Below are 9,858 nucleotides of genomic sequence, written 5' to 3'. Positions count from 1 at the left end.
AATTATCTAATCAATTTGAAGGGTGAAATAGCATATTAGCTTCGTTAAAAATTTCTCATTTAGAACAACTAAATAGCAAAATTTTTGCCTTGCCTATATGGATATAGGTACCTTAGCGGTAGCAGGACGCGAGAGCGGTGCTACTAAAGCTATTTCCCCCGCTTCAAGATAGATCATTTACTTAATACAATTGGTATTATTTTAGCTTTTAAGGCTACAGAAGTGAGCCAGCCTCAATCTACAATTTATCCAAATAACAATTCAAAATATGCTTTCAGTGAGCCAATTGGGGCATAAATTGAGCGTTGTTACTTTGCTGTAATCACTATCAATTCAATGCTATCTGGACTAACATATTGGTTAGATTTAGAGCGTAAGGAATATAGCGTGTCGTTAGCGAATGCTCGCACATTTCACCAAAGCCGATTTGTGCCACTGGTTGCTGCACTACTTGTGTTAGTTGGTAGTATGCTTTACGGACTGGTGTTATATGAGCAAGAAAAGGAGCATCACACTGAAAAAGTCGCCTCGGCACTTGCTTTGCGCCTTGATCATGTGACTGAGGGAGTGAACGAACGTGTTACATTGTACTGGTACGGCATTTTGGGGCTTCGCACCGCAATTTATGCGAACCAACAACATAGCTTTGACTATCAGGCAATGCAGCGATACATCGACTCGTTTGATTTCCAAGCAGAGTATCCAGGCGCACGAGGCGTTGGAATTATTAAGTATGTCCCCATCGATAACGTGAGTAGCTTTGTGCGACAAGCACAGGCTGAACGCACAGACAGAGCGTTCGCCATCAAAACGCTAAACCCACATAACACCAGCAAATTTGTAATCCAGTATATTGAGCCAGAAATAAACAATGATAAAGCCATCGGGCTGGATATAGGCTCCGAAGCTAGTCGCAGAACTGCAGCAATAGAAGCTGCAACCACCAATGAACCAAGACTTACCGCCCCAATCACCTTGGTGCAAGCTGACAATAAGGTTAAATACGGATTTTTAATTCTCGCACCAATTTATACCTCAATCAGTATTGCACAAGATGAAGAAAATCGTTTAAGTAATTTGATTGGTTGGACCTACTCACCTTTACTTATCGATGAAATCCTATCGACTTTGCTTTCTTTTCGACAAGATGTTTCTATTCAAATCTCTGATGTAACCAATAACGATGAAAACACACCGTTTTATCAGGCACTAAAAGAAGGTGTTAGAGAAAGAAATAATCCACTCGCTAAGCAAGTCGCGTTATTTGGTCGCACTTGGGAAGTAAAAATTTGGCCAACTCCGAAGTTTATCCGTTCACTCAACTTAGTGTCGCCGAATACTATTTTGCAGGTAGCACTACTAGTGTCTGCACTATTGGCAATCATCACTTATATTCTGCTTTTAAGCTTTACGCGTCAGCGCTTAGCTGAAAAGGAAAAGCTAGCAGCCGAAGAAGAAAAAGCACAATCCCTTGCTAGACTGAACTCTTCATTAGAACAGGAAGTAAAAGCACGCACTAAAGAAATCGTTAAATACAGCCAGCTGCACACCAGTATTGTTGAAGGTTCAGGTTATGCCATTATTGCCACCGATCCAGACGGTATTATTACTCAATTTAACCCCGCAGCCGAGCGCTTATTAGGATATAAGAAAGATGAGCTCATTAATAAATCATCTCCTGCTATTTTCCATCTTGAGGAAGAAGTCACAGCAAGAGCAAAAGCGTTAACGGAAGAGCTTGGCAGAGTCATTGACCCTGGGTTTGAGGTCTTTGTCGCCAAAGCCATACAAGGTGTGGTAGATACTAATCGATGGACCTATGTTACTAAGCAAAATCGGTATGTTCAAATCGAGCTGAGCGTTACAACATTAACCGACGAGCATGCTAATGTAGACGGGTTTTTGGGTATTGCATTAGATCTCACTGAGCAACTCAAGTATGAACGAGAGCTCTCGCACGCCAAAGAGGCTGCGGAGCAAGCAGCCAAGGCCAAAGCCGTCTTTTTGGCAAACATGAGCCATGAAATACGAACCCCTATGAATGGCCTATACGGCACGTTGCAACTCTTAAAATCGGAGCCGCTCAATAGCACCGCCACCAACCTACTTGAAAAAGCGACCTACTCAGTTAAAGCACTTAACACCATCATTAACGATATTTTGGATTTCTCTAAAATTGAAGCCGGTAGAATTGAGCTTGAAGAACGGCCATTTAATATTGAGGTGTTGGTTGAACATCTGCGCTCAGACTTTTTAGTGTTGGCAAAAAATAAAGGTCTCAAACTTAAGATCTACATTGAGCTTGAGCATAAATTTTGGCTTGGAGACGAAGTCAGAGTCAGGCAAGTGTTGCTTAACCTCTTGTCTAACGCCATTAAGTTTACTGAAACTGGTAGTATTATTACCCATATAAAGCCACTTCAAAATGATTCAGGTATGCTTATCACCGTTGCCGACACCGGCATAGGGATGACAGAGGCCACAATCAAAAAACTCTTTTCACGATTTGAGCAGGCAGATAAGTCGACCACTCGAAAGTTTGGTGGTACAGGGCTTGGCCTGTCTATCACCCGCTCTTTAATTGATCTGATGGGCGGCTCAATTAGAGTAAAAAGCACAGTTGGCAAAGGTAGTCTATTCAGTATTGAGTTGCCGATGCAAAAATCAGAACACATCTCAGAGCATCCAAAGTACAATAAGCTAGAGGCTGCTGACTTAAACGGCGTATCCATATTGCTGGCTGAGGATAATCCAGTAAACCAGCTAGTAGTGCGTTCTATGATCAGTAAAGCCAATGGTAATATTACAATTGCAAATAATGGTAAAGAGGCAATAGAACAATTCGAGCTAAACAAACCCGACTTAATACTTATGGACATACAAATGCCAGAAATGGATGGTGTTGAGGCGTGTAAACGTCTAAAGAGTATGGATCCCAATATCCCAGTCATCGCACTAACTGCAAATGCTTTTCCGGAAGACAAAGCCTTATATGAGCGCGTCGGATTTGATGGCTATGTTGCCAAACCCGTAGAGCAGCTTGAGCTTATCAATACCATCGCAACCGTACTCGCACATAGCCGTGATATGCAGTAATTTGTTTTCTTTTCATCAAGTTTCCGGTCCCATTTATAACTGAAGACGTGATCTCTACATTGTTGCTTATCTTTGTATAATGCTGTTTATCGTAATTGATTTGGAACTATTTGTTACTGCCGACTACAGTTAGTAGATGCGCCAAAATGTGGTTGGGGTTTGCTTGGTTCGGTTTCTACTCTTTGTAATTTGCACATTGTATTTTTGCCAACACGTGTTAGCGAAAGACTTTTCATATTTTGAAAGTAAGCTAGACGAGGCCACCGACTATTTAACGGTTAACCCTGCACAATCATTGATTATTCTAGACAGTTTAGAGCAACAGCATGATGTGCCTGTGCCTTTATTTATTCAATGGCATTTGCTGAGCGCTCGTGCATCTGTACCTACAAATAAAATAGATAGGCTCTACACGTCAATCAACGCAGTCTTTTTATATCCAGATGATATGTATTTCAAAGCAAATCTTCCCACTATTTTGAGTGCACTTGGGATTTGGCTGCGCCGTCAGGAGTATCTTGATGATGCTGATACTAGCCTCAAATGTGCCTACAAATATGCAAAGAATGATCGCCAACGGCTTACACTGACTAACAGTATGGCGCTAGTTGCCCGCAACCAAGATGATTATCAAAAAGCGAGAACATTGTATGCTAAAGCACGCAAATTGGCTGAGGAATTAAAGCAAACTCCGGTGCTTGCGATGATTGAAAGCAACTTGGGAAGTCTTGCGCTCGATCAAGGTCGAATATTTGAAGCTGAACAGTATTTTCGTCATGCCCTGTTAGGTTATCAAGCCATTGATAAACGCTCAGGTCAAATATCAGCAGGAATTAACTTGATGTTTGTCTTTCTTATTCAAAAGCAAATCGTCAACTACGAGCGTCTACAAGGCCCTACTTCTACCCTAACTACAGCCTTCCCAAATGAATCAAAACAAGCTTGGTTACAATGGCTTGAAGCTCGATACAAACAACTTGAAGGGGACATGCCCAACCAAAGCACTAAACAAGCATTACAACTGGCATATACCCAGTTAGAAAGTGATAAAGTGAAATTGCTAGTACATAGATATTTAGCAAAGGAGTTAGGTGTCAAAGTCACCGCCCCTCTCCCCATCACAGCCAAGTCTTTTTCCAGTCCTTGGTTTGAGAAAGTGAAGCTGTGTAGTTGGTGAGCGAATACACTCGTTACTAAACGCAAAAAAGCCGCTCAATGCGCGGCTTTTTCATTTCAAATTGAATTTGCTTATTCAGCAGCCTTAGACACCATCACCATTGCAGGGCGTAATAGACGGCCGTTTAAGGTATACCCTTTTTGCATTACAGCAAGCACAGTATTTGGTGATACATCATTGCTTGGCTGAATTGACATTGCTTGATGCAACTCAGGGTTAAATGCTTCACCCTGTGGGTTTACTGCTTCAACACCAAATTTAGCTAGGGCATCAGTAAATGTCTTGATAGTCATATCGATACCTTCAAGCACAGGCTTTAGCGTCTCGTTTTCTTTGTCAGAAAACTCAATCGCACGCTCTAGGTTATCGATTACAGGTAGCAATTCGTTTGAGAACTTTTCTAGCGCAAATTTGTGTGCTTTTTCAACATCCTGCGCTGCACGGCGACGAACATTTTCAAGCTCAGCAGCAGCGCGAACAACGCTATCTTTTTGTGAGTCGATAGTTTGCTTAGCGGTTTCTAGCTCAGCGTACAGACCTGCGATTTCTTCTTCTGGGCTTAACTCACCCGCACTTTCTGCCTGCTCTTCCTGAGTTTGTTGTTCTGCTTGTCCTTCTACAACTTCCGCTTCGGCTTGTGTTTGTTCTTGTTCAAGCTCTTGCTCTGGGGCTTTTGTCTGCTCAGACATGTGGTGATTCTCCGATTCTTTACAACTGCGGTAATTATGGGGATTGAAATGAGAGTTTCAACCCTTTATTACGGCAATTTTTTGAATTCTGACAAGATGGCTTCGATCTTAGAGTCCGCTGGACAAATCACGCAAAAGCGACTTTGGTATTCCCCTTTGGAGAAATACGGCACACTGAGCACCACTACGCGATGTAAACCGAGCATGCTTAGCTCTTCACCAAGTAATACGGATACGCCGTCTTTAAACGCCAGACGGTCTTCGACTTGGTCCAAAAACCCGACGCCAAGATTGATCTCTCTATCCAGCTCTAAGCGGTTATATAAGTAACGCTCGCCGACAACAATTGCGTTATCTGAGCCTAATTGCTGGCTTAACTGCTTAGTCCACTGGGCCAAAATATGGTGACAACTCGGCGGTGCACTATGTGCCATAGCGCGCATTCGGTGCAAACCTTCAACTAAAGTTTGTTGACTGAATACGGTATTCATCCAAGCCGCGAACTGGTAACGCAACGCGTCGGAGTCATCAACGGGTTTATCAATACAAATATTGTGTGATTGCCCTGCTCTGTCTAACAGCAGGACCAGCCAGTTTTTACGGTCAAAGTCGAGTACTTCCACCCGGAACATTTGTTTGCTGCTAACTTGTGGTAACCCCACGCAGCAACAGACCTGAAAGTTTTGGCTCAATAAATGTGCAAAAGAGACTATTGCTGATTGATCAGGTTGCCAATGAACGGCAACATCAGCCAGAGGAAAAAACTCCTGTAGCCAGAATTTTACACCTTGGTCGGTGGGCACGCGGCCAGCTGAGGTGTGCGGAGAATACAATAAGCCTTGATTTTCAAGCCTTGCCATTGCATTGCGTACGGTTGCAGAGCAAATAGCAAGGCCGTCTTGCTTTGCTATTTTGCTGGATGCAACAGGCTGCCCTTCACCATTACAATAATGGCGCATGACCGCACACAGAATTTGTTCATCTCTGGGATTTAGTTTCATAATTATTTTAATATGGGTGTCAATTGCCAGTTTCAAGCACTACGCTTTTAATATAATCTTGCAACAAAGATACCAAGGACAAATGACTGAATGACGACCACGTTTAACACCATCGGCTTAATTGGCAAACCCAACCACGAAGGCGCGGGGACGACCTTACAACGACTCTACACATTTTTGCAAGCATTAGGATATGAAGTACTTGTAGAAGATCGCGTTGCGGAGCAAATAAAGTCATTAGACGAAGATGCTGTTGTCGAGTTAGTTGAACTAGGTAAACGTTGCGACCTTGCTATTGTTGTTGGTGGTGACGGTAACATGCTTGGTGCAGCAAGAGTACTAGCTCGTTTTGATGTCGCCGTGATTGGAGTTAACCGCGGTAACTTAGGTTTTTTGACAGATTTGAACCCCGAAGGCTTTGAAGCGCAGCTCGAAGCAGTGTTGAGCGGTCAATTTATTGAAGAATCGAGATTTCTACTGGAAGTGGCTGTATACCGACATCACCAACTTAAGAGCGCAAATTTAGCAATGAACGAAGCGGTATTACACGCTGATAAAGTTGCGCATATGATTGAATTTGAGGCTTTTATCGATGACGACTTTGTATTTTCTCAGCGCTCAGACGGTTTAATTGTCTCGACACCAACGGGGTCAACCGCTTACTCGCTTTCGGGTGGCGGGCCTATTTTAACCCCCGAACTCGACGCTATTTCACTAGTGCCTATGTTTCCACATACTTTATCTAGCAGACCTTTAGTGGTGGATGCAGAAAAAGAAGTCAAACTTAAGTTAAGTCTAGAGAACACCGACAGCTTACAAGTAAGTTGTGATAGTCATGTTGTACTGGCAGTGCTACCGGGTGACGAAGTTATCATCAAAAAAGCGCAGAAAAGGCTAAGGTTGATCCACCCTAAATGTTACTCCTACTACAATGTTCTTAGACAGAAATTAAATTGGGGCAGTAGGCTTTACTAAGCACGCAAAGTTACGCAAAATAACCTTGGTTAAATTTTCTAATTTAGGTAAATAACAATAAAATGGCTTACGTTGTATTTTTCACATTGGCGCTGCTTATCACTATACTTTCAGTGTATTTAGTGATTGAAAATAATAGAAGAAAAGCCCGTGAAGCGGAAAAAAAAGCCTTTAATGATCGTTTGAAAGTAATTAGTAGCAACTTTAAGCTTAAAGTTGCTGAATTCGTCGAAGCGAAGATTTTAAGGCCAAAATACGCACCGCAGATCAATGCAATCGTTGGCAACTTTTTTGTCGTTCAAGCGCACTCGGAAGTGAACTTAGCGCAACTGGAAAAAGTGTCTGAGTTATTTATCTATTCAGTGACAAGCGAGCTCAATAAGTGTCGCTCAAATGGCAATATCGATTTGCTTGCTGAGCAACTACAATATTTTGTCGCTGAATTACCTACGGCGGGCATTGCTTATAACCGTGATTTCTATCACGAGATGCTTCCAGCCCTCATTGCACGTATTCAAACACCTGATATGCCAGCAATGAAACAAGATGAAGATGTGCTGGATTCGCAAGAGCTTGATGATTCAGAAACACCCAATCAACAAATGCAAACAGCCTTGGTAAAAGAGCATGCAGCCGGTTAGTCTTGTTATTATTTTTAGCAAAATCTTTTGATTTGAGTTGCTAAACAACAAAATACTGTATAAATTAACAGTAATTCTCTGTTAGGGTGTACAGTATGCTTTTAGCTTTAAATATTCAAAATTTTGCTATTGTTAGTGCGCTAAATATTGACTGGCATTGTGGTATGACCGCAATTACAGGTGAAACAGGCGCTGGTAAGTCCATTGCAATTGATGCGCTTTCTTTATGTCTCGGTGAGCGTGCTGATCCTTCTGCTATTCGTCCTGGTACCGACAAGGCGGATATCTCTGCTCAGTTTGATGTTTCAAACCTCCCTGCAGCCAAACGCTTTTTAACGGAGCATATGTTAGATAACGAAGAAAATGAATGTATTCTTCGACGTGTTATTAGCAAAAGTGGGCGTAGTAAAAGCTACATCAATGGCGCTCCTGTTACTGCTGGCCAGCAAAAAGAGTTAGGCCAGCATCTTATTGCGATCCATGGACAACACGCCCATCAGCTACTGCTAAAGCCAGAATATCAACTGCACTTGCTAGATGCCTATGCTAACCACACGACTTTGTTACAAGCAGTTAAGGGTCAATATAATCACTACCATAAACTGCAAAAAGAATATGCCGAACTACAAAAGTCACAACAGGCACAAGCCGCAAAAAAACAGCTTCTTGAGTACCAGGTTGCAGAGCTTGATGAATTTGCCCTACAAGAAGGCGAATATGAAGATATTGAGACCGAACATTCGCGCCTAAGCCATAGCCAAACCATTTTAGAACAATGCCACCGTGAGCTCTCTCGCCTTTATGAAAATGACGAGCAGACTGTGCTATCGCAACTACAACAAAGTGCACAAGTGTTCTCTGAACTCACCAGTTTTGACAAAACCCTTGAGAATATTGCGCAAGTGCTTGAAGAGGCAGCAGTACAAGTGGAAGAAGCCAGTAGAGAGATCCGCAGCTATTCTGATTCAGTCGAACAAGATCCAATGCGATTACAAGAGCTAGAAGATAGACTCTCCCAAGCTCTGGATTTAGCTAGAAAACATCAAGTTCAGCCTGAATTGTTATATCAACACCATCAAGCTCTGCAACATGAGCTTGAGTCTATTAGCTCAGATTCTGCCAGACTGGATGCGTTAGAGGAAGAAATTGCCGAAGCCATCAACGCCTATAACCAAGCTGCACTAGGGTTAAGTCAAAGCCGCCAGCAAGCCAGTGCATCTCTTAATGAACGTATTTCTGCAAGTATGAAAGAGCTTGCGATGGGTGATGGCCAATTTGAAATCCAGTTAACGCCTAATCTTGGCGCTAAACCGAGCCCGCTTGGGTATGATCACATTGAGTTTTACGTCTCAACTAACCCAGGCCAACCTTTGCAACCTATGGGCAAAGTTGCCTCAGGTGGTGAGTTATCTCGGATAAGCTTAGCCATTCAAGTGATTATCGCAACACGCGTGACGACACCCACTTTGATTTTCGATGAAGTTGATGTTGGGATCTCAGGTCCAACAGCTGCAACCGTAGGTAAATTGTTGCGCCAGCTTGGCCAGTCAACACAAGTTATTTGTGTTACCCATTTACCGCAAGTGGCATGCAGTGGTCACAACCAGTTTTTTGTCGCAAAACGAGTAGAACATGGCGAAACCTTTACCAAAATGACCCCAATGGCAGAAAGCCAACGCATTGACGAAATAGCAAGGTTAATTGGTGGAGATAAAATAAGTGACACAACAAGAGCAAGTGCCGAGGAGTTATTACAAGTACAAAGTGCTTAACTGTTATCAGGCTGATTATACCTGTTGATTAACGCGCAGCGTTATACCGAATTGCTGCGTGGATCAATGTACAAAAATGGGCTTCATTGATGGTGTCCTGCTGTTTTATATCAATCGCCCGTCGAGTGTTACCGGCAAATCCAGTATTGAATAACTGATGCTCATCTTCAAATTTTGCACCGTATGCAAAGGTAAGTTTGACCTTATCTTTGTATACTTCGCCGGTGCAGATCATGCCAGCTTTTGACCAGACGGGCACACCTGTTGGGTTGCTTGGCTTACGCCATTTGATATCTTCCTCTATATCTTTATCAACACTTAGGATCAGACTTCTGATCTGCTGCAATACCGCCGCACGCCAATCGTTTACACTCGCTATCTTTGCAGTGACCGCATCAGCACCTGAGTTTATTGTTTCGCTCATGATCTTTCCTTAATACTATTGATAAATGCATGTAGAGTGAAATTAATACCAGTTGTATTAATTAAATGATCTATCTTGAAGCG

At 42.6% G+C, this 9,858-nt stretch carries 8 protein-coding genes; 5 read left to right on the top strand and 3 right to left on the bottom strand.

Annotated elements, in window-relative coordinates:
• The first annotated feature begins 387 nt into the window (after window positions 1-387).
• Window positions 388-3,096 (top strand): CHASE domain-containing hybrid sensor histidine kinase/response regulator family protein, encoded by a 2,709-nt coding sequence (locus CWC03_RS20820; RefSeq protein WP_138583503.1) that lies wholly within the window; start codon window positions 388-390, stop codon window positions 3,094-3,096.
• A 136-nt stretch (window positions 3,097-3,232) separates the two neighbouring features.
• Window positions 3,233-4,273, top strand: a complete 1,041-nt coding sequence (locus tag CWC03_RS20815) for a tetratricopeptide repeat protein (RefSeq protein WP_138583502.1) — start codon at window positions 3,233-3,235, stop codon at window positions 4,271-4,273.
• A gap of 71 nt (window positions 4,274-4,344) precedes the next feature.
• Here the strand turns inward: CWC03_RS20815 and grpE are convergent, their stop codons facing one another.
• Together grpE and CWC03_RS20805 are read right to left on the bottom strand one after the other, a co-directional pair.
• A complete protein-coding gene (gene grpE / locus CWC03_RS20810) occupies window positions 4,345-4,962 on the bottom strand; it encodes a nucleotide exchange factor GrpE (RefSeq protein ID WP_128727820.1) in 618 nt (205 codons plus the stop codon).
• Between the two features lie 68 nt (window positions 4,963-5,030).
• Window positions 5,031-5,963, bottom strand: coding sequence for an HrcA family transcriptional regulator (locus tag CWC03_RS20805; protein WP_171040295.1), 933 nt, complete (start codon window positions 5,961-5,963; stop codon window positions 5,031-5,033).
• A 90-nt stretch (window positions 5,964-6,053) separates the two neighbouring features.
• Between CWC03_RS20805 and nadK the strand changes: the two genes are divergently transcribed.
• The 3 genes from nadK (at window position 6,054) to recN (ending at window position 9,351) form a co-directional block, all read left to right on the top strand.
• Window positions 6,054-6,938: an NAD(+) kinase gene (nadK, locus tag CWC03_RS20800; protein ID WP_138583501.1), complete on the top strand. Its 885-nt coding sequence runs from the start codon at window positions 6,054-6,056 to the stop codon at window positions 6,936-6,938.
• 62 nt (window positions 6,939-7,000) lie between these two features.
• Entirely contained in the window at window positions 7,001-7,579 is a 579-nt protein-coding gene (locus CWC03_RS20795; RefSeq protein WP_138583500.1) for a hypothetical protein, read from the top strand.
• 95 nt (window positions 7,580-7,674) lie between these two features.
• Entirely contained in the window at window positions 7,675-9,351 is a 1,677-nt protein-coding gene (recN, locus tag CWC03_RS20790) for a DNA repair protein RecN (RefSeq protein ID WP_138583499.1), read from the top strand.
• A gap of 28 nt (window positions 9,352-9,379) precedes the next feature.
• Here recN and CWC03_RS20785 read toward each other — a convergent pair whose 3' ends face one another.
• Window positions 9,380-9,775 (bottom strand): DUF1801 domain-containing protein, encoded by a 396-nt coding sequence (locus tag CWC03_RS20785; protein WP_138583498.1) that lies wholly within the window; start codon window positions 9,773-9,775, stop codon window positions 9,380-9,382.
• Between the last annotated feature and the right edge of the window lie 83 nt (window positions 9,776-9,858).

Origin of the sequence: Pseudoalteromonas sp. S2755 (assembly GCF_005886535.1) — a bacterium.
GTDB lineage: Bacteria > Pseudomonadota > Gammaproteobacteria > Enterobacterales > Alteromonadaceae > Pseudoalteromonas.
The sequence above is the reverse complement of the archived record's forward strand: the minus strand, read 5'-3'. Positions and strand labels throughout refer to the sequence as shown.

Coding starts and splice junctions, on each gene's coding strand:
- CWC03_RS20785 (WP_138583498.1), bottom strand. CDS start 9,775: ATGAGCGAAACAATAAACTCAGGTGCTGATGCGGTCACTGCAAAGATA.
- nadK (WP_138583501.1), top strand. CDS start 6,054: ATGACGACCACGTTTAACACCATCGGCTTAATTGGCAAACCCAACCAC.
- recN (WP_138583499.1), top strand. CDS start 7,675: ATGCTTTTAGCTTTAAATATTCAAAATTTTGCTATTGTTAGTGCGCTA.
- CWC03_RS20815 (WP_138583502.1), top strand. CDS start 3,233: ATGCGCCAAAATGTGGTTGGGGTTTGCTTGGTTCGGTTTCTACTCTTT.
- CWC03_RS20805 (WP_171040295.1), bottom strand. CDS start 5,963: ATGAAACTAAATCCCAGAGATGAACAAATTCTGTGTGCGGTCATGCGC.
- CWC03_RS20795 (WP_138583500.1), top strand. CDS start 7,001: ATGGCTTACGTTGTATTTTTCACATTGGCGCTGCTTATCACTATACTT.
- grpE (WP_128727820.1), bottom strand. CDS start 4,962: ATGTCTGAGCAGACAAAAGCCCCAGAGCAAGAGCTTGAACAAGAACAA.